Source organism: Bradyrhizobium cedriense (assembly GCF_054602315.1).
This window is the reverse complement of record NZ_JBTSWB010000001.1, coordinates 194,404-212,786: the sequence shown is the minus strand read 5'-3', so window position 1 is coordinate 212,786 and position 18,383 is coordinate 194,404. Positions and strand designations below refer to the sequence as shown.

Sequence of the window (18,383 nt, the reverse complement as noted above, 5' to 3'; positions counted from 1 at the left end):
TTCGCGACTGAGGATATTGAGCACGCCGGCGAGGACATGTGTCCCAGGCCGGCGTCGTTCAGAAGGATCAAACCCCGTGAAACTCGTCGAACCTCCCTCGTGCAGCTCGCCTTCGACCATCGTCTTCATCGGCCGCAACCGCCGGGGACAATGGGTCGCTCAGGAGCAGAGCGGCCTCTATGGCGGCCTGTTCGTCAGCCGCGCCCAGGCGATCAAATATGCGCTGTTCGAGAACGGACAGCATCCGGAAACCATCGTCGAGCTGCCGCGCGAGATCGAGCTCGACATGGGCAAGAAGCCCAATACCACCGTCGCGCAGCGCGCCGCCTGAGCCGGCGCCAACGGGCGAAAACCATGCTCATCCCTCCCGCCGCCTGGTTCACCGGATTCATTCCGGACCTGCCGACCCCGTTCGACACGGCAGATGCGATCGATCTCAAGGCGTTCGCCGCATTGTGCGAACGACAGGTCGCGGCCGGCGTGCCGGCCATCGTCATCTGCGAGACGGCCGGGGAGGCGCCGACGCTCTCGCCGGCCGAGCAGGAGCTCGTCATCCGCACCGCGGTCGACGTCGCCTGCGGCCGCGTGCGGGTCATCGCAGGCGCAGTATCCAATGCAACCAGCCACGCCATCGCGCTTGCGCGGCGCGCGGAAGCGGCCGGCGCCGATGCCGTCATGTCAGTCGTGCCCGCCTACAACAAGCCGATGCAGGCGGGCATCCTCGCGCATTTCCGCACCATCGCCGGTGCGATCGGACTGCCCGTGATCCTGCACGACAATCCCTTCCGTACGCTGCGCCCGCTCGCCGACGAAACGCTTCTGCGTCTGGTCGAGTCCCGCCAGTTCGTCGGCCTGCGCGATGGGAGCGGTGACATCGCCCGTCCGATGCGACTGTCCCGCAACTTGCCGGCAAATTTTCGCTTCCTTTCCGGCGACGACACCACCGCATTCGGCGTCATCGCGGACGGCGGCGACGGCGCGATCTCGGAAGTCGCCAACATCGCGCCGGATCTCTGTCGCACGATCTTCTCGCATCTCAGGTAGGGCCGGCTGCAATCCGCCCGCTATCTGCACAGGCGCCTGATCCCGCTCATCGCCTGCCTGTCCAGGGAAAGTCCGGCCGCGCTCAAATACGGTCTCAACCTTCTTGGCCTGATGTCCGCCGCGACCAGGCTTCCGATCGTGCCGCTGGACGCAGTCGCGCAAAGAGGTGTGGTGCGCGCATTCGCTGCGATCGCCGACGAAGAATTGATCGACGGGGTCGGCGCTTGACGCATCGAGTCCGTCCGGAATCCCGCGCCGTCTCAGGCCGCGCGACCGAAGCGGAAACCTGATCTCTTCGGAGGGCTGCCGACGCGAGGATCGGCATCTCTATGACATTCCTATGCGGATGCGCCGGCGCTCATCTCGCAATCCTACGCAACGATGGACATCATAGGCGGCAGATTGGAGCGGCCGTCTCGCTGCGCAAGGACAAGGACTTCCACGATGTCGATCCTGACAGATGGTTTTGACCGGCCCTTCGGGACCGAACGCACGGCCCGCATCTCGGAAGTGCGCAAGGCGCAGCTCGAACGTATCGCGCTCCAGGCGCTCGGCCTGCTCTCGATGGGCAGCGTGCTCACCGCGCTGATCGCGTTGAGAATCGCAATCCATGTCTGGCATCTCCCCGCCTGACCGGCGCGGCAGACGAGGTCAAGACATGATCGAGCTGAAAATCGTCGTGCTGGTCGCATTGATGGGCGCGTTGCTGCTCGGCATGCGCGCAACCGCGAACCCGACCTCGGACAGCTAGCATGCAGCCCTTCAGGGGAGCTCTGGAGCAGGCCGTCACCGTGACCATTCTGACGATGACGCTGAGCCTGGTCTGGGGCGGCATCCTGCCGCTCGTGATCACGCTGGGCGAGATGTACGAGCCGGAGGAGGCGTTTTCTCGATCGCAGGTCGCGCCGGAGATGGTCGACACCACGCTCGAGGAGACCATCGCTGGCTCACTCGCCAGCCACAAGCCGTCGCATGCGACCGCGAAGAGGCGCCTTCGCCAGCCGGCAATGGACGCCATGCGTATGGCGATCGACCGCGAGCTGACCATGGCTGCCTACGAGGCGAGCAACCGCGCCCGCAGCGCGATCGCGATGCCCCGTCAGGCTGCGTCTCCCACGGAAAAGACTCGGCCGATCTGGCACAATTTCGTGGAACCGTGTAGAGCGGTTTCATGAGCACTGGCAACGTCAACGTCGTCACCCACCCCCTGGTCCAGCACAAGCTCTCCCTGATGCGGGAGAAGGACCGCTCGACCAAGAGCTTTCGCGAGATCCTGAACGAGATCGGGATGCTGCTCTGCTACGAGGTGACGCGCGACCTGCCGCTGGAGCTGGTCGAGATCGAGACGCCGATCGCGCCGATGCGGGCGCCCAAGATCGCCGGCAAGAAGCTGACGCTGGCGCCGATCCTGCGCGCCGGCGTCGGCTTCCTCGACGGCATGCTCGCCTTGATGCCCTCGGCCCGCATCGCCCATATCGGGCTCTACCGCGACCCGGAGACGTTGCAGGCCGTGGAATATTACTTCAAGGCGCCGCAGGACCTGTCCGACCGCACCGTGATCCTGATGGACCCGATGCTGGCGACCGGCAACTCGGCCTGCGCCGGCGCGTCCCTGCTCAAGGCGCGCGGTGCGCGCGACATCCGTTTCGTCTGCCTTCTGGCCGCGCCCGAGGGCATCGCCCAGTTCGAGAGCGAACATCCCGACGTCCCGATCTGGACCGCGGCGATCGACGAGCGGCTCAACGACCACGGCTACATCGTGCCGGGCCTGGGCGATGCCGGCGACCGGATGTTCGGCACCAAGTAGACAGCTCGGCGCGATCGGGTTACTCCGATTGCCATGAGCACCAACGATTTTTCGCTGCAATCGCTGATCCGGATCGAGACCGCCGCCGATCCTGCGTTTGTATTCGACGGCACACCCGTCTCTCGTGCGGAATTCTCAACCAAGGTCGAGCAGACCGCCGCCTGGCTTGCGGCCCAAGACATCGGCAGGGGCGACGTCGTCGCGGTCTGGCTGGTCAACCGGGTCGAATGGCTGGCGCTGCTGTTCGCCGCCTCACGACTCGGCGCGGTCGTCGCCGCCGTCAATACGCGCTACCGCAGCGCGGAAGTCGCGCACCTGCTTCGGGTGTCCGGTGCCAGGCTGATGGTGGTCGAGGCCGCATTCCGCTCGATCGACTTTGCCGCCATCCTCGCCGATATCGCCAAGGCCGAGGTGCCCGCGCTGCAGAAGCTCGCCGTGGTCGGCGCGGGCGCGATGCCGGCACACTGGCCCTGCATGCGGTTTGATGCCTTCGACAAGCCCTATCCGCCGGCTCCGCCTGCTCAAGGCGACGTCGATCTGCCAGTGCTGCTCTACACGACGTCAGGCACGACCAAGGGGCCGAAACTCGTCGCACATTCACAGCGGACGCTGGCGACGCACGCCGCCTCCGTCGCCCGCGCGCTCCGTCTCGATCACCAGCGTCATTCGCTGCTGGCCATGCTGCCGTTCTGCGGCACCTTCGGCATGACGAGCCTGCTCGGTTTCATCGCAGCCGGCGCCACCATCCATGTACTCGACGCCTTCGAAGCCGCGCCGGCCCTGAAGATCTTTGGCGAGCGCAGGATCACGCACTCCTTCGGCTCGGACGAGATGTTCCGGCGCATTCTCGCCCTCACCGATGCGCCGCGCCCATTTTCACATCTCGAAGTCTGCGGCTTCGCCGCGTTTCAGCCCGGCTGGCTCGAGCTTGCAGCGGAGGCCGAGACGCGCGGCATGCCGTTGTTCGGCCTCTACGGCTCGAGCGAGGTGCAGGCGCTGTTCTCGATCGCCCGCGCCGGTGACGCCTTCGCCGAACGCATCGAGGGCGGCGGATGGCCAATGTCGCCAAATGCGAAAATCCGCGTCCGCGACATCGAGACGGGTGAGATTGCGGCCCAGGGCGTCTCCGGGGAGATCGAGATCAGCGCACCGTCACGCTTCCTCGGCTACTTCAACAATCCCGAGGCGACGCGCGAAGCGATCACCGCCGACGGGTTCTTCCGCACCGGCGACATCGGCCGTCTGCGCGGCGACGGCTCCTTCGTCTACGAGACGCGCGCCGGCGACGCGATGCGGCTCGGCGGCTTTCTGGTCGGGCCGGGCGAGATCGAGGACGAGCTCAAATCCTGCACCGGCGTGGCCGACGCCCAGGTGGTTGCTGTCGATCTGAAGGGCCAGGCGCGCTGCGTCGCCTTCGTGATCCCGGCAGGGGCACCGCCGCAGCAGGAAGCGCTCACGGCGCATCTGCGCGAGCGGCTCGCCGGCTACAAGGTGCCGGCGCGGATCTATGTGGTGGACGCCTTCCCCGTCGCCGACAGCGCCAACGGCGTCAAGATCCAGCGCGGCAGGCTTCGCGCCATGGCGATGGAGCGGATCGCCGCCGAATAAGCCGCCTTCTTGGCTCGCCCCCGACGAGGCGCTCAGTAGGACTTCGCGAGCCCCAGCACCTTTTCCGCGATGAAGCTGAGCGCGAGTTGCGGGCTGACCGGCGCGATGCGCGGGATCAGCACTTCGCGCAAGTAGCGCTCGACGTGGAATTCCTTGGCATAGCCGAAGCCGCCATGGGTCATCACCGCCTGCTCGCAGGCCGAGAAGCCTGCTTCGCCCGCGAGATATTTCGCGGCATTGGCCGCGGCGCCGCACGGCATGCCCTTGTCGTACTGCCAGGCTGCCGACATCACCATCAGCCAGGCAGCCTCGAGCTCCACCCAGTTCACTGCGAGCGGATGCTGAATGCCCTGGTTCTTGCCGATCGGGCGATTGAACACGACGCGGGACTTGGCGTATTCGGTGGCGCGCGACAGCGCCAGCTTGCCGAGGCCGACCGCCTCCGCGGCAATCAGGATGCGCTCGGGGTTCATGCCTTCGAGGATGTACTCGAAGCCCTTGCCCTCTGCGCCGATACGGTCCTCCATCGGGATCTCGAAATCCTCGAAGAACAGCTCGTTGGAATCGACGATCTTGCGACCCATCTTCTCGATCTCGTGGACCTTGATCCTGTTACGATCGAAATCGGTATAGAACAGGCTGAGGCCGTGGGTGGGCGAGCGCACCTCTTCCAGCGGCGTGGTGCGCGCCAGCAGCAGGATCTTGTGCGCGACCTGCGCCGTCGAGATCCACACCTTCTGGCCGTTGACGATGTAACGGTCGTTCTTGGCGACCGCACGGGTCTTGAGCTGCGTGGTGTTGAGGCCGGTGTTCGGCTCGGTGACGGCGAAGCACGCCTTCTCACGGCCCTCGACCATCGGCGGCAGCATGCGCTTGCGCTGCTCCTCGGTGCCGAACACGACGACCGGATTGAGGCCGAACACGTTGATGTGCACCGCGGAGGCGCCGGACATGCCGGCACCCGACTCCGCGATGGTGCGCATCATGACCGCGGCTTCGGTGATGCCGAGCCCGGAGCCGCCATATTCTTCCGGGACGCAGATACCGAGCCAGCCGGCGTCCGCCAGCGCCTTGTGGAAGTCGTGCGGGAAGCCGCCGTCGTGATCCTTCTTCAGCCAGTAGGCGTCGGGAAACCCCTCGCAGATCTTCGCGATGGCGTCGCGAATGGCTTCCTGCTGATCCGTGAGCGCGAAATCCATGTTCCTGGTCTCCTTGTCGGGAGCAGCGATTCACGCCATCTCCCTGCTCTTCGCGTTTCCCACTCCAAGGCCGTGGCCGATTGCTGCGCCCGGACGTTCCCTCGCTCGCGTTCTTTAACTTGAAAAACCGGGTACAGATACGTGAATTTGTCGATCAAGTGTGTCTACCATGCATGGCGTCATGCGGCGCGACGGTGCGAGCGCGCCGTTATTTCGCAGGGAGGAAACCGCGATGGCCGGACTTTACTTCGAAGACTTTTCCGTGGGCCAGGAATTCAGGCATCCGCTGTCCCGGACCGTCACGGAAATGGACAACACCATGTTCAGCCTGCTGACGCTCAATCCGCAGCCGCTGCACATCGACGCGCATTTCGCCGAGAAGACCGAGTTCGGCCAGCGCACTTTCAACAGCCTTTATACCCTGGGCATCATGATCGGCATGACGGTCTATGATACGACCATGGGGACGACAGTTGCCAATCTCGGCATGACCGACGTGACGTTTCCAAAGCCGGTCTTCCATGGCGACACGTTGCGGGCCACGACAAAGGTGCTCTCGGTGCGTGAATCCAAATCGCGACCCAAGGCGGGCATCGTCGAGTTCGAACACCATGCCTTGAACCAGAACGACGAGATCGTCGGCAAATGCCGCCGCATGGCGATGATGCACAAGAGGCCGGTCTGATGCGCTCGATGCTGTTCGTGCCGGGCGATTCCCCGCGCAAATTCGAGAAGGCGAGCGAAGGCAAGGCCGACGCGCTGATCATCGATCTCGAGGACTCCGTCGTCACCGAGAAGAAGGCGGAGGCGCGCGGACTGACGCTTGCGATGCTGAAAGGACGCAGCAAGCCACATCAGCTCTATGTCCGGGTCAACGCGCTCGACACCGGCATGACGCTGGCCGATCTCGCCGCGGTGATGCCGGGCAGGCCCGACGGGATCGTGCTGCCGAAATCGCAGGGCGGCGACGACGTGCGGCGGGTCGCGACCTGGCTCGAGGCCTTGGAAGCAGCGGCCGGCATCGCGATCGGCGCGACTCGTATCGTCTGCGTCGCGACGGAGACCGCCGGCTCGATCTTCGGGCTCGGCAGCTACAAGGGCTGCTCCCCTCGCCTTGCCGGCCTGATGTGGGGCGCGGAGGATCTCTCCGCCTCGCTCGGCGCGACCGAGAAAGCGAGCGGCGGCGTGTTTCACAGCCCCTATCGGCTGGCGCGCGATCTCTGCCTGATGGCCGCGGCGGCGGCCGAGGTCGCGCCGATCGACACGGTCTACACCGACATCGATAATCTCGCGGGCCTCGAAGCCGAGACGCGCGCGGCACGGCGCGATGGCTTCTCCGCAAAGGCGCTGATCCATCCCAAGCACGTCGACGTCGTCAACGCGGCGTTCGAGCCGACCGACGCCGAGCGCAAATGGGCGGAGAAGGTGATCGCGGCGTTCGCGAGCAATCCCGATTCCGGCACGCTGCGCCTCGACGGCCAGATGATCGACAAGCCGCATCTTCGCGCCGCGAAGAAGATCCTGGGCCACCCCTAGACCATGGCGCGAGCCGCATCAGCTCGATCGTCTGCGTCCGAAGGCTTCGACCTGAAGTTTCGGCGTTAGTCGAACCCCTGAACGGGCGGTGCCGAAGGTTGCGCCGGCATGGCAGGCGCGGCCTGAACCGGCGGCGGATTGCCGGCAGCTCGCATCTGGCCGTTGGCAGCCATCGCCTCGCGCGTGCGCGGTGGGACGCGGGCCGTGGCCGCGCGGCGAGGCGGCTGCCGGTATGTTGCCGGCCGCGAACCTCTCAGGCCCCAGGATCGGGCGATGGAAGGTCCGGCCGTGTAGCCGACCAGAGCTCCGGCGACGGCTCCGACCGGGCCCAGCACGACGGCACCGGATAGAGCACCCAGCGCTGCATCGCCCGCGCGCTCCTGCGCGATCGCGCTCGCCGGCACGCACGCCAGCATTGCAACAGCGGTGATCAGAGCTTTGGTCATCGGAGCGCCTCCCTCTCGGGAAATCACTCGTGCCGAAATATGGCCGCACGAGGTTCGCTTGCCGGCCAACAAGAGGCAATGGCCAAATGGAACTCGGCAACCCCGCGTCAGGCCAGACGATCAGCGCCGGACGTGCCGAGCGCAGGCGGCCGCCTGGCCGCGTGGATCGGGCCGAGTACCGCGGCGTGGTCGAAGCCGTTGCGGTTCTTCGTCGCCATGCCGTTCCGGAGATCGCAAGGACGACAGCGGGACCGGCTCCACGCATCTTGACAGCGATCCTCCGTTGCATATTTTTCTCGCCGAGAAAGACTTCTCACCCTCTCAGCAATCAAAGGATCTAACGCGACCGTCTGGAGAGACGATGATGCTCGATGAGAATCTGGCCCGCATTCGTGCCCACCGCAACAACATCCACCGCTACCGGCGTCTGCTCGAGACGAGGCTGTCGCAGCTTGAGCGTCATTTCATCGAGAGACGCCTCGCGGAAGAGCAATCGGCGCTCGATGGCCTGACCGCAGTGACCTTCCCGGTCGCTTCCTGCGCCTCCAGAGCACCGGCCGACGCGGCGGGGATGGCGCAATGAACAGTCAGCGAGAGCTGCTCATTCGAGGCAGCGAGAAGGTCATCGGCCATTACGAGCTGCTTCTTGCAAGCGCGAAGACCGAGCATGAGCGCGAGCTCTATCGCCAACGCATCGAACGCGAACGGCGGCTGATCCGGGACCTGCAAGGCGGACTGGACCACCGCGCGGCCTGAGTTCGGAGATCATCGGGAGGGCCGAACCGCCCTTCCGCGGACTGGCCCTGTATTCGGTTCAGCGAACGAGGCGATTGGAGCCACCGAGCGCACTGCTCGATTCGATCGCCGGCGCCACCCTCACGGTCGCGATGAGTGGCGCGCCGTTGCGCAGCAGGGTGAGCTTCACATCCTCGCCGACGCGGGCAAGGCCGATCGTGTTGCGGAGCTGAGCCGCGGTGCGTATCGGACGGTCGTCGGCTCCGGTCACGATATCGCCCTTACGCAAGCCCGCCTTCTCCGCGGGCGAATCCGCAGCGATCTCCGCGATGACGGCACCTTGATTCAGTCCCTTGTTGATCGACGGATGCAGGTCCTTCAGCGAAATGCCGATGCGGCCGCGCTCGACGCGGCCCCTCGCGACGATCTGCTCCATCACCTTGCGCGCCATGTTGACCGGGATGGCAAAGCCGATGCCGACATTGCCGCCCGCAGGTGAGATGATTGCAGAGTTGATGCCGACGAGTTCGCCGCGCAGGCTGACCAGTGCCCCGCCCGAATTGCCGGGATTGATCGCCGCATCGGTCTGGATGAAGTCTTCATATCCCTGCTTGCCGAGACCGGTCCGGCCCAGCGCACTGACGAGCCCGGACGTCACCGTCTGGCCAAGGCCGAACGGGTTGCCGATCGCAAGCACGAAATCGCCGACCTCGAGCCCGTCGCTGTCGCCGAAGGAAAGCGCCTTCAGCCCGGCCGGGTTCTGGATCTGGAGCACCGCGAGATCCGTCGGAGGATCTCGGCCGATGACCTTGGCGGAGAACTGCCGGCCGTCCTTGGTCGTGATCTGAACGGCGGAGGTGCCTTCGACCACGTGATTGTTGGTCAGCACAAGCCCGCGCTGGGCGTCGACGATGACGCCGGAGCCGGTCGCATTGACCTCCTTCTCGATCTGCCTGGGAACGTCGAAGAATTCGCGGAAGAGCGGATCGCGATAGAGCGGATTGTCCTCGCGCACGCGGCCGTGCACGGAAATGTTGACCACGGCGGGCGTGACCTGACGCACGAGCGGCGCCAGGGTGGGCACCGACCCGCCCGTCTTCAGATCCGGAATCTGGCCGGCGGCAGGCTGCGACGCCGTGAGCGTCAGCACCAGCAAGGCCAGCGAGAGCAGACGCACAGCATTCATCATCGTCACCTGCCGCTTTGTGTTTGTGGGGATGTTCGGGACCTTCGTGGCGTCAGCCTTCGTCGCGTGAGGCGACGATCCAGCCCTGCAGGGCCAGAAACGGAACCGCCCAGGCGGCAGCGGATTGGCCGAGCAGCACGAGCCCGAGAACGGTGGGCGTGAACATCACGCGGCCCGCCTCTCTGCGGCGGCCCATGGCCGCCGCAGCCGCATCGGCACGCCGCCGCCCCGCGGCGGGTCGTCGTTGTCATTGTCGCCGTCGAGCTTGCGCAAGGCGGCCAGAATGTCGGCGAGCCGGACCGTGTGGCTCATGCCGGGAATCTCGCGCAAGGCGGGACAGGATTCGACCGCGTACATGTCGGATGCCCAGGACGACAGGATGATGCGCTTCTCCGGCGAAGAAAGCTCCTGCGCATTCAGAACGTCGGCAGGCGAGTCGTAGTGGGCCGCAGGGTGGAACAGCGGATTGAGACCGCCGGGATCGAGATTCACGTTGGTCATTGGTGTGTCTCCCTCATGCTCCTTTCCGGGGGACGGGCTTGTTGACGATGAGACGGCGGCGCCAATCGCCGCCGTCCCCTTGGACACTAGTGCGCACTGATCGCGATGCGCTTGACGCCTTCGCGCGCCTTCTCCGACTTCGGCAGCGACACGGTCAGGACGCCGTTCTTGAACGACGCCTCGGCCTTGTCTTCCTCGACGCCGTCCAGCGGGATTTGCCGCTCGAAAGCGCCGTAGTAGCGCTCGGTGAAGTACCTGCCTTCGCCGTTGCGCTCCGACTTCTTCTCGCCGCGGACGGTCAGCACGCCATTGGCGATCTCGACCTGGACGTCCTTTTCAGTCAGGCCGGGAAGCTCGGCCGAGACGGTCAGCGTCTCGTCGGTTTCGCTGAGCTCGACCTTCGGCCAGCCGAAACGGCCCTCCATCAACGGCGACAGGCTTGACCCGCCGAAGCCGCGGAAGACGTCGTCGAACAGACGGTTCATCTCGCGGTGAAGCGTCAGGAACGGATCGAAATTGTCGCGCGCCGGCGCAAGCTCCTGGTTTCTCGACCAGGGAATGAGATCACGAAAGCCCATGGTTCTCTCCTCCATGCATCGGGGAGCGCGGACGCGCATGGCGCGCCGCGTTCCGCCACTCAATCGATCGAGCGCTTAGGCAGCCTTCTTCTGCTCGATCTGCGATGCTGCAGGTGAGCCGCCCGCGATCGGAATCCGGCGCGGCTTCATCGCTTCCGGAACCTCGCGGACGAGATCGATGATCAGGAGCCCGTCCTGGAACGAGGCCTGTTTCACCTGCACGTAGTCGGCGAGGTTGAACACGCGCCGGAACGGACGCGCGGCGATGCCCTGGTAAAGGTATTCGCGCGCGGCGGTCTCGGGCTTCCGGCCTTCGATGGTCAGGGCGTTCTGTTCGGCCGTCACCGTGACGTCGTTGAGGCCGAAGCCCGCCACCGCAAGGCTGATCCGGTAGTGGTCTTCGCCGGAACGCTCGATGTTGTAGGGGGGATAGTTGTCCTCGGTCGCCTGGCGCAACGTGCTGTCGACGAGGTCGGCCAGATGATCGAAGCCGATGGTGGAGCGCCACAGGGGCGCGAAGTCGAAACTGGTCCTCATAACCAAGTCCTCCAAAGAGCAAGATGGATACGAAGGAGCGCAAGGCGGGAGATTCAGACAGGTCCGAACAGACCAGCCCGGCGCCCGCGCCGGACCCGATTCTGGCATCCGGCACACCGCTCTCGCGGCGAAAAACGACTTAGAAATCCGGAAATCGGTTTCAAGAGGCTCGCCTGAAAAATTTCGAGGCCCTGCCCCGGCGGCCGGCGAGGCGTCGGACATTGGAAGCAACCTGCAAACGCGCTGGCTCTCGCGCGATACGGCGCGAGATTTGCGCACGACTGCCATCACCGTCATCGCGAGGAGCCTTTGCGTCGCTCCCAATGAGGCCGAAGCAGCCGCCGCTCCATGGCAACGGAACCAGTCGGATGTACTGGTTCGCCATTGACAAACTTATTCGCCATTATCTAATTTACCGCAACTCGCCGCACCAAGCGGCAATAAGAGAGGGAACGACGATGAGAGGGTTTTTGGCCTCCGCCATGCTCGCGGCCATGACTTCAGCTGCTTCTGCGCAGATCTCCGACGACGCGGTGCGGATCGGCGTGCTGACGGACCTGTCGAGCTGGGGCCGCGACAACAGCGGGCCGGGCTCGGTCGAAGCGGCCAAGATGGCGGTGGAGGAGTTCGGGCCGACCGTGCTCGGCAAGCCCATCGAGATCATCAGCGCCGACCATCAGATGAAGACCGACGTCGGCGTGCAGATCGTGCGCGGTTGGTTCGACAACGGCAAGGTCGACGCCGTCGTCGACATCCCCAATTCAGGCATCGCGATCGCCGTGCACAACATGGTGCGCGAGCGCAACAAGATCGCTCTGCTGTCCGGTCCCGGTGCGAGTTCGCTGACGGACGAGCTGTGCAGCCCGAACACGGTGCATTTCACCTACGACACCTATGCGCTCTCGAAGGTGACGGCCTCCGCCGTCATCAAGGAGGGCGGCAAGTCCTGGTACTTCATCACCGCCGACTACGCCTTCGGCCAGCAGCTCGAGAAGGACGCCACGCGCTTCATCAACGAGATGGGCGGCAAGGTGCTCGGCGGCGTGAAGCATCCGACCAACACCGCCGACTTCTCCTCCTTCGCGCTCCAGGCGCAGAGCTCGAAATCCGACGTGGTCGCCTTCGCCAATGCCGGCCAGGATACCGACAACGCCATCAAGCAGTCCGGCGAATTCGGCCTGGTCCAGGGCGGCCAGAAGCTGGTCGGCCTCCTGATGTTCGACACCGACGTGCACGCGATCGGCCTGAAGTCTGCGCAGGGCACCTACATGACGACGGCCTCGTACTGGGCCATGGACGAGGCCACCCGCGCTTGGTCGAAGAAGTTCTACGAGCGCACCAAGGTGATGCCGACCATGATCCAGACCGGGGTCTACGGCTCGGTTCTGCATTATCTGAAGGCCATCAAGGCCGCCGGCACCGACGATTCCGCCAAGGTGATGGCCAAGATGCGCGAACTGCCGATCGAGGATATCTTCGTCCACGGCGGCAAGCTGCGCGAGGACGGCCGCGTCATCCGCGACATGTATCTTGCCAAGGTGAAAAAGCCCGAGCAGTCGAAGGAGCCGTGGGATTATCTGGACATCGTCAAGACCGTGAAGGGCGAGGACGCCTTTCGCCCGGTCTCCGAATCCAAATGTCCGCTCCTGAAGAAATGAGGTGAGACATGACCGGCACCGAGCATAGCGCCATTGAGACTTACGACTGCGACGTGCTCGTGGCCGGATCGGGTTGCTCCGGCATGTCGGCCGCGATCACCGCGCGCCATCGCGGCCTCGACGTGCTGATCGTCGAGAAGGAGCCGCGCTTCGGCGGCACCACCGCGCGCTCCGGCGGCTGGCTCTGGATTCCCGGGACGTCGCTGGCGAAAGCCTACGGCATCGAGGAGACGCCGGAACAGGCCCGCACATACTTGCGCCACGAGGCCGGCAACAATTACGACGCGGCGCGCGTCGATGCCTTCCTGAGCGCCGGTCCCGAGGCGGTCGATTTCTTCACCACTGAAACCGCGCTGCGCTTCGACATGCCGCTGGTGTTTCCGGACTATCACGCCGAAGCGCCCGGCGGCGCCCAGGGCGGACGCTCCATGGTGACGCGTCCGTTCGACGGCCGCGAGCTCGGCGACCTCATCAAGACGCTGGGCATGCCGCTGCCCGAGCTGACCGTGTTCGGCATGATGCTGGGAAGCGGCAAGGAGATCATCCATTTCATGCGGGTGACGAAGTCGCTGACCTCCGCGGCCTACGTCGCCAAGCGCCTGTCGCGGCATCTGATGGACGTGCTGCGCTATGGCCGCGGCATGACGCTCACGAACGGCAATGCGCTGGCGGGGCGTCTCGTAAAATCCGCGCTCGATCTGAAGATTCCGATGTGGCTGTCCTCGCCGGTACGCGAGCTGACGGTCGAGAATGGCACCGTCACGGGCGCGATCGTCTCGCGCGAGGGCCGCGACGTGCGCGTGCGTGCGCGTCAAGGCGTCGTGCTCGCCTGCGGCGGTTTTCCGCATGATGTGGCACGGCGCAAGAAGATGTTTCCGCATGCACCAACCGGCAACGAGCATTATTCGCCGGGGCCGACCGGCAACACCGGGGATGGACTACGTCTGGCGGAAGCCGCCGGCGGGCATGTCGAGGACCGCCTGCCGAATGCGGCAGCCTGGGTGCCGGTGTCGCTGACCACGCGCAAGGACGGCTCGAAGGGCGTCATGCCGCATTTCATCGACCGCGCCAAACCCGGCGTGATTGCGGTGATGCGCGACGGCAAGCGTTTTGCCAATGAAGGCAACTCCTATCACGACTTCGTCCAGGCCATGATCAAGGCTGCCAGGCCCGGTGAGGAGATCGCGGCCTTCCTTGTTTGCGATCACAAGACGCTTCGGAAGTACGGGCTGGGTTGCGTGCCGCCCTTCCCAATGCCGCTGGGCCATCACCTGAATACCGGCTATCTCATGCGCGGCGACACGCTGGAAGCGCTGGCGGCGAAGGCCGGGATCGATTCCAAGGCGTTCACCGAGACGGTCATGCAGTTCAATGCGACCGCACCGCTGGGATACGATACCGCCTTCGGCAAGGGCTCGAAGGCCTATAACCGCTACCAGGGCGACGCACTGCACGGCCCGAACCCTTGCGTCGCGCCGCTCGAGAACGGCCCGTTCTACGCCATCAAGATGGTGATCGGCGATCTCGGCACCTATGCCGGTATCGTCACCGACGAGAACGCCCGCGCGCTCGACGCCGAAGGCCGCGTGATTCCCGGCCTTTATGCCGCCGGCAACGACATGGCGAGCATCATGGGCGGCAATTATCCCGGCGCCGGCATCACGCTTGGGCCGGCGCTGACCTTCGGCTACATTGCCGGCCGGCATCTTGCCGACAACGCCGCCAAGCGCAACGCGGCGTAAGCCACGCCAGGAGGCGCATGAAGAGGGAAAGCCGCGGCATCCAGTCGATCGAGGTCGGCGGCGAATTGCTTCGCGCGCTCGCAAGGAGCGGCGAGCCGATGATGCTGCGCGACCTCGCGCGCGAAGCCGGCATGACGCCCGCCAAGGCGCATCCCTATCTCGCCAGCTTCTCCCGCATCGGCCTGATCGAGCAGGACGAGACCACCGGCCGCTACGAGATCGGCGCGCTGGCGCTGGAGCTCGGCCTGATCAGCCTGCGCCGTCTCTCAGGGGTGCGCATCGCGCGTCCCAGGATCGCGGCGCTCGCGAACCAGATCGGACATGCAGTCTCGCTCGCCGTCTGGGGCACATCCGGTCCAACCGTGGTGCAACTCGAAGAGCCGGCCCAGCCGGTGCATATCGTGATGCGGGCCGGTTCGGTGATGGCGCTGCTGGAGACCGCGACGGGCCGCGCCTTTGCGGCGTTCCTTCCGGAGAAGACGATCACTGCCGCGCTCGAAAGCGGGCTCGATCGTCACGGCGTCGGCTACAATCCGAAGCGCGCGGTGAAAGGCGCGAGGGTCGCCGAGATGCTCGCCGAAGTCCGCAAGCATGGCCTTGCCCGCGCGCTCGGGGATCCCCTGCCCGGCGTCAACGCATTCTCGGCGCCGGTGTTCGACCATTCCGGTCACGTCGCGCTGGTCATTACCGCGATGGGCCCGGAAGGCACGTTCGACGCGCGCTGGGACAGCCCGATCGCACATGCCTTGAGGGATTGCGCAGCCGGCATTTCGAAGCGGCTCGGCCATGGGATGACGGTCGCGGCGGAGTGAGGGGGAGACTACTCGCCTCACAACGACTGTCATGCCCCGCGAAAGCGGGGAATCCAGTACGCCGCGGCTCATCGGCTCCATCATTGCTGTCACGGCATACTGGATCGCCCGCCTTCGCGGGCGATTACAGCGAGTGTGGGGCGACTTGACGCTTCTACTTCTCCTTCACAGGCACCGTGTAATTCAGGATCAGCCGGCCGCCATCGGGATAGATCGTCTGCCCGGTGATGTAGGACGCATCGTCACTGGCAAGGAACGCCACGACGGACGCCACCTCGCTCGGCTCGCCGCCGCGGCCGGCGGGCGTACGTGACATCACGGTCTTGCGGGCATCCTCCGAGGTGTAGATGGATGAGGCCACCATGTCGGTCAGGATGGTGCCGGGCCCGACCGCGACGACACGGATGTTGTGGGGAGCGAGCGCCACCGCCGCGACCGAGGTGAGTTGCTTCATGCCGCCCTTGGAAATGGCGTAGGTCGCAAGTGACGGGATCGCCAGCAGCGCATTCACCGAGGACATGTTGATGATGACCCCGCCGCCGCCTTGCGCGATCATCTGCCTTGCCGCCGCCTGCACGCCGAAGAACGCGCCCTTCAGGTTGATGCCGATGATCTCGTCGAAATCCTGCTCGGTGATATCGAGGATGTCCTGGTTGCGGGCGACGCCGGCGTTGTTGACCATGATGTCGAGCCGGCCGAATTCCTTCACGGCGGTCGCGACGAGCTGATCCACGTCAGTGCGCCTGGCGACATTGCCGACGACGGCCCGCAAGGCATCGGGACGGCCGAGCTCGGCGGCGGTCGCCGCCAGGCCGTCTGCATCGACATCGGAGATGACGACCTTGACGCCGTCATCCAGGAATCTCTTCGCGCAAGCCTTGCCGATGCCGCGCGCCGCACCGGTGATGGCTGCGACCTTGCCGGATAATTTCATGGTTTCGCTCCAGGACTAGTGACGATCTCAGGGCCGCGTTCACGCAAAGACGCGCGGGCGCAGTCCGGCGTGAAACCAGGTGATCATGGAATAGATGTCGTAGACCGGCAGCCCGACTTCGGCCTGAAGCGCTGCGGCATAAGGCGGCATGTTGGTGCATTCGAGCACGATGGCGCCGACATCGGGATGTCCAGCGACCAGCGCCTTGCCGGCCTCGACCACGTCGCGTTCGGCTTGCGCAACGTCCATGTCGTCCTTCTCGGCCTTGATCAGGACGCGGAAAAACTCCTTGCCGTTCTCGGTGCCGACCAGCGGCGTATCAAGCGGCACGCCGGCGCCTTCGAGATGGGCCGGCGTCAAGGTCGAGCCCGACACTGTGACGAGGCCGACGCGCTTGCCCGGCGGCAAGGTCGCCTGCACCCAGGGCACCTGCATCAGCGACGAGGTCGCAACGGGAACGCCGACGGCCGCCGCGATCTCTTTCTGGAACAGCGAGAGGAAGCCGCAATTGGTGGTGATGGCTTCGGCGCCTAGCCGCACCAGATCCTTGGCTGCATCGATGAAGTCGGGCAGCAGGCCGGCCGCGCCTTTCAGCACCACCTTTTCCGGCGAAGCCCCACTCACCACGCGATAGAGCACGGGGAACGGCCAGGTGGTGCCGTTGCCCATGTCGCCGGGAATGCGGGGGAAGCGCGCCTCGAGCATCAGGATGCCCAGCGGTGCGCCGTAGATGGCCTTGCCGCCACGAGCGATGCGGGAGGACGGATTCGCTGAAGCGGTCATGGTGCAGATCTCACAGGAAGCGATCGGGCGCGAAGGGGCTGAGCGGAATCTCAGGCTGCCTGCCGCTCAGGAGCTGGGCGACGAGACGGCCGGTGCGGGCCGATCCGACCAGGCCGACATGACCGTGGCCGAAGGCATAGACGATGTCGCGCGAGGCGCGCGCGTAGCCGATGCAGGGGCGTCCGTCCGGCATGCTCGGACGATGGCCAAACCAGGTCTTGACGCGGGAGGCCGGAATGTCCTTCGGCAGCTTCGGGAACATGCTGAGGAGGTGGTTGCGCAGGATCTCCGCGCGCTTCCAGTTCGGCGCGGCCTCCAAGCCGGCGATCTCTACCGTGCCGGCGGCGCGCAGACCCTTGTCGGTCCAGTTTACCACCATCTTGGCGTCGGATGCCATCATCGAGCTGCGCGGGCCGGACTCCGGGTTCTCGATCACGACGTGATAGCCGCGCTCGGTCTCGAGCGGCAGGGGATCGCCGACCGACGCGCTGAGCTGCTTCGACCTCGCGCCGGCGGCGACCACCGCGGCATCGCAGGCGATCTCGCCGGTCTCGGTGAGGACGGCGACGAGCTTGTCGCCGGAGAGCTTGAGCCCCGTCGCCTTCGCTCGCACGTGCCTGGCACCGCTGGCGAGCGCGTGATTGGCGAGCGCTGCGACATAGGCGCCGGGATCGCGGCAGCGGCCGGCCTCCTCCACCACCACGCCGAATGTGTAGCGCGAATGCAGATCGGGCTCGCGCTGGCGCATCTCATCGGCGTTGAGCTCCAGCCATTCGACGCCGACCTTCCTGCGCAGGCGCCAGCCGAGGTCATTGTCGAAATTGCCGCGCGAGGTGAAGACATGCATCACGCCGTTGCGCTCGATCACTTCGGGCACGCCGGCCTCTTCGGCGAGCTTCTTGTGCAGAAGCGGTGCGTCCTTGAGCAGATCGCGCAGCGCAAATGCCGTCGTCTCGACGCGCGCCGCGGTCCAGCCCGCGAGCAGATACTTGATCAGCCAGGGCAACGCCTTCGGCAGATAAGACCAGCGGATCGCGAGCGGACCGAGCGGGTCCAAGAGATATCCCGGCACCTTCTTCCAGATGCCCGGCTCGGCCGGCGGGATCACCGAATGCGACGACAGCCAGCCGGCATTGCCGTAGCTCGCTGCCTGTTCGCCGCCGGGTTCGCCCGGGTCGATCAGCGTCACGCGATGTCCCTCGCGCAGCGCCTCGATGGCGCTGATCACACCGACTGCGCCGGCCCCGATGATGGCGACGTGGCGGCTGGCCGCCATT

General features: G+C 65.5%; 21 protein-coding genes and 1 pseudogene. 13 read left to right on the top strand and 9 right to left on the bottom strand.

Translation table 11 applies throughout. The annotated features are described in order from the left end of the window. Positions 1 to 76: 76 nt before the first annotated feature. From ACYCVF_RS01080 to ACYCVF_RS01055, 6 genes and pseudogenes are all read left to right on the top strand, one after another. Entirely contained in the window at positions 77 to 331 is a 255-nt protein-coding gene (locus ACYCVF_RS01080; RefSeq protein WP_459596675.1) for a hypothetical protein, read from the top strand. 23 nt (positions 332 to 354) lie between these two features. Beyond that, positions 355 to 1,272, top strand: a pseudogene (gene dapA / locus ACYCVF_RS01075) (4-hydroxy-tetrahydrodipicolinate synthase). Positions 1,273 to 1,488: 216 nt separating this feature from the next. Beyond that, on the top strand, positions 1,489 to 1,677 hold the full coding sequence (locus tag ACYCVF_RS01070) for a hypothetical protein (protein WP_459596673.1): 189 nt from the start codon (positions 1,489 to 1,491) through the stop codon (positions 1,675 to 1,677). Between the two features lie 119 nt (positions 1,678 to 1,796). Then, positions 1,797 to 2,219: a hypothetical protein gene (locus tag ACYCVF_RS01065; RefSeq protein ID WP_459596672.1), complete on the top strand. Its 423-nt coding sequence runs from the start codon at positions 1,797 to 1,799 to the stop codon at positions 2,217 to 2,219. Then, positions 2,216 to 2,851, top strand: a complete 636-nt coding sequence (gene upp / locus ACYCVF_RS01060; RefSeq protein WP_459596671.1) for a uracil phosphoribosyltransferase — start codon at positions 2,216 to 2,218, stop codon at positions 2,849 to 2,851. The genes ACYCVF_RS01065 and upp overlap by 4 nt, the downstream gene beginning before the upstream one ends. Positions 2,852 to 2,884: 33 nt before the next feature. Next, on the top strand, positions 2,885 to 4,459 hold the full coding sequence (locus ACYCVF_RS01055) for an AMP-binding protein (protein ID WP_459596670.1): 1,575 nt from the start codon (positions 2,885 to 2,887) through the stop codon (positions 4,457 to 4,459). 32 nt (positions 4,460 to 4,491) lie between these two features. Here ACYCVF_RS01055 and ACYCVF_RS01050 read toward each other — a convergent pair whose 3' ends face one another. Then, positions 4,492 to 5,658, bottom strand: a complete 1,167-nt coding sequence (locus ACYCVF_RS01050; RefSeq protein WP_459596669.1) for an acyl-CoA dehydrogenase family protein — start codon at positions 5,656 to 5,658, stop codon at positions 4,492 to 4,494. Between the two features lie 181 nt (positions 5,659 to 5,839). Here ACYCVF_RS01050 and ACYCVF_RS01045 point away from each other — a divergent pair, with 181 nt between their 5' ends. Further along, on the top strand, positions 5,840 to 6,343 hold the full coding sequence (locus ACYCVF_RS01045; RefSeq protein WP_459597941.1) for a MaoC family dehydratase: 504 nt from the start codon (positions 5,840 to 5,842) through the stop codon (positions 6,341 to 6,343). Beyond that, positions 6,343 to 7,194 carry an HpcH/HpaI aldolase/citrate lyase family protein gene (locus ACYCVF_RS01040; protein WP_459596668.1) on the top strand — a complete coding sequence of 284 codons (852 nt, stop codon included), beginning with the start codon at positions 6,343 to 6,345 and terminating at the stop codon, positions 7,192 to 7,194. Before ACYCVF_RS01045 ends, ACYCVF_RS01040 begins: the two co-directional genes overlap by 1 nt. 65 nt (positions 7,195 to 7,259) lie before the next feature. Here ACYCVF_RS01040 and ACYCVF_RS01035 read toward each other — a convergent pair whose 3' ends face one another. Then, positions 7,260 to 7,640 carry a hypothetical protein gene (locus tag ACYCVF_RS01035; protein ID WP_459596667.1) on the bottom strand — a complete coding sequence of 127 codons (381 nt, stop codon included), beginning with the start codon at positions 7,638 to 7,640 and terminating at the stop codon, positions 7,260 to 7,262. 361 nt (positions 7,641 to 8,001) lie between these two features. Here ACYCVF_RS01035 and ACYCVF_RS01030 point away from each other — a divergent pair, with 361 nt between their 5' ends. Both ACYCVF_RS01030 and ACYCVF_RS01025 read left to right on the top strand, forming a co-directional pair. After that, on the top strand, positions 8,002 to 8,223 hold the full coding sequence (locus tag ACYCVF_RS01030) for a hypothetical protein (RefSeq protein WP_459596666.1): 222 nt from the start codon (positions 8,002 to 8,004) through the stop codon (positions 8,221 to 8,223). Further along, entirely contained in the window at positions 8,220 to 8,396 is a 177-nt protein-coding gene (locus ACYCVF_RS01025; protein ID WP_459596665.1) for a hypothetical protein, read from the top strand. The genes ACYCVF_RS01030 and ACYCVF_RS01025 overlap by 4 nt, the downstream gene beginning before the upstream one ends. 58 nt (positions 8,397 to 8,454) lie before the next feature. Here ACYCVF_RS01025 and ACYCVF_RS01020 read toward each other — a convergent pair whose 3' ends face one another. From ACYCVF_RS01020 to ACYCVF_RS01005, 4 genes are all read right to left on the bottom strand, one after another. Next, positions 8,455 to 9,561, bottom strand: coding sequence for a trypsin-like peptidase domain-containing protein (locus tag ACYCVF_RS01020; protein ID WP_459596664.1), 1,107 nt, complete (start codon positions 9,559 to 9,561; stop codon positions 8,455 to 8,457). A 165-nt stretch (positions 9,562 to 9,726) separates the two neighbouring features. Beyond that, positions 9,727 to 10,062 (bottom strand): hypothetical protein, encoded by a 336-nt coding sequence (locus tag ACYCVF_RS01015; RefSeq protein WP_459596663.1) that lies wholly within the window; start codon positions 10,060 to 10,062, stop codon positions 9,727 to 9,729. An 86-nt stretch (positions 10,063 to 10,148) separates the two neighbouring features. Further along, on the bottom strand, positions 10,149 to 10,640 hold the full coding sequence (locus tag ACYCVF_RS01010) for an Hsp20/alpha crystallin family protein (protein WP_459596662.1): 492 nt from the start codon (positions 10,638 to 10,640) through the stop codon (positions 10,149 to 10,151). A 75-nt stretch (positions 10,641 to 10,715) separates the two neighbouring features. Further along, the gene (locus ACYCVF_RS01005; RefSeq protein ID WP_459596661.1) at positions 10,716 to 11,177 is read right to left on the bottom strand and encodes an Hsp20 family protein; all 462 of its coding nucleotides are present in this window, start codon (positions 11,175 to 11,177) and stop codon (positions 10,716 to 10,718) included. Between the two features lie 458 nt (positions 11,178 to 11,635). On the opposite strand from ACYCVF_RS01005, the gene ACYCVF_RS01000 reads away from it, so the two are divergent. From ACYCVF_RS01000 to ACYCVF_RS00990, 3 genes are read left to right on the top strand one after another with little or no spacing between them, the layout of a single operon-like run. Then, positions 11,636 to 12,835 carry an ABC transporter substrate-binding protein gene (locus ACYCVF_RS01000; protein ID WP_459596660.1) on the top strand — a complete coding sequence of 400 codons (1,200 nt, stop codon included), beginning with the start codon at positions 11,636 to 11,638 and terminating at the stop codon, positions 12,833 to 12,835. A gap of 8 nt (positions 12,836 to 12,843) precedes the next feature. Further along, entirely contained in the window at positions 12,844 to 14,577 is a 1,734-nt protein-coding gene (locus tag ACYCVF_RS00995; protein WP_459596659.1) for an FAD-dependent oxidoreductase, read from the top strand. 17 nt (positions 14,578 to 14,594) lie between these two features. Continuing rightward, a complete protein-coding gene (locus ACYCVF_RS00990) occupies positions 14,595 to 15,389 on the top strand; it encodes an IclR family transcriptional regulator (protein WP_459596658.1) in 795 nt (264 codons plus the stop codon). A 154-nt stretch (positions 15,390 to 15,543) separates the two neighbouring features. On the opposite strand, the gene ACYCVF_RS00985 is transcribed toward ACYCVF_RS00990, so the two are convergent. The 3 genes from ACYCVF_RS00985 to ACYCVF_RS00975 are packed head-to-tail and all read right to left on the bottom strand — an operon-like array spanning position 15,544 to position 18,382. Further along, positions 15,544 to 16,323 carry an SDR family NAD(P)-dependent oxidoreductase gene (locus ACYCVF_RS00985; RefSeq protein WP_459596657.1) on the bottom strand — a complete coding sequence of 260 codons (780 nt, stop codon included), beginning with the start codon at positions 16,321 to 16,323 and terminating at the stop codon, positions 15,544 to 15,546. 39 nt (positions 16,324 to 16,362) lie between these two features. Further along, the gene (locus tag ACYCVF_RS00980) at positions 16,363 to 17,106 is read right to left on the bottom strand and encodes an aspartate/glutamate racemase family protein (protein ID WP_459596656.1); all 744 of its coding nucleotides are present in this window, start codon (positions 17,104 to 17,106) and stop codon (positions 16,363 to 16,365) included. 10 nt (positions 17,107 to 17,116) lie between these two features. Then, positions 17,117 to 18,382 carry an NAD(P)/FAD-dependent oxidoreductase gene (locus tag ACYCVF_RS00975; protein ID WP_459596655.1) on the bottom strand — a complete coding sequence of 422 codons (1,266 nt, stop codon included), beginning with the start codon at positions 18,380 to 18,382 and terminating at the stop codon, positions 17,117 to 17,119. Position 18,383 lies beyond the last annotated feature (1 nt).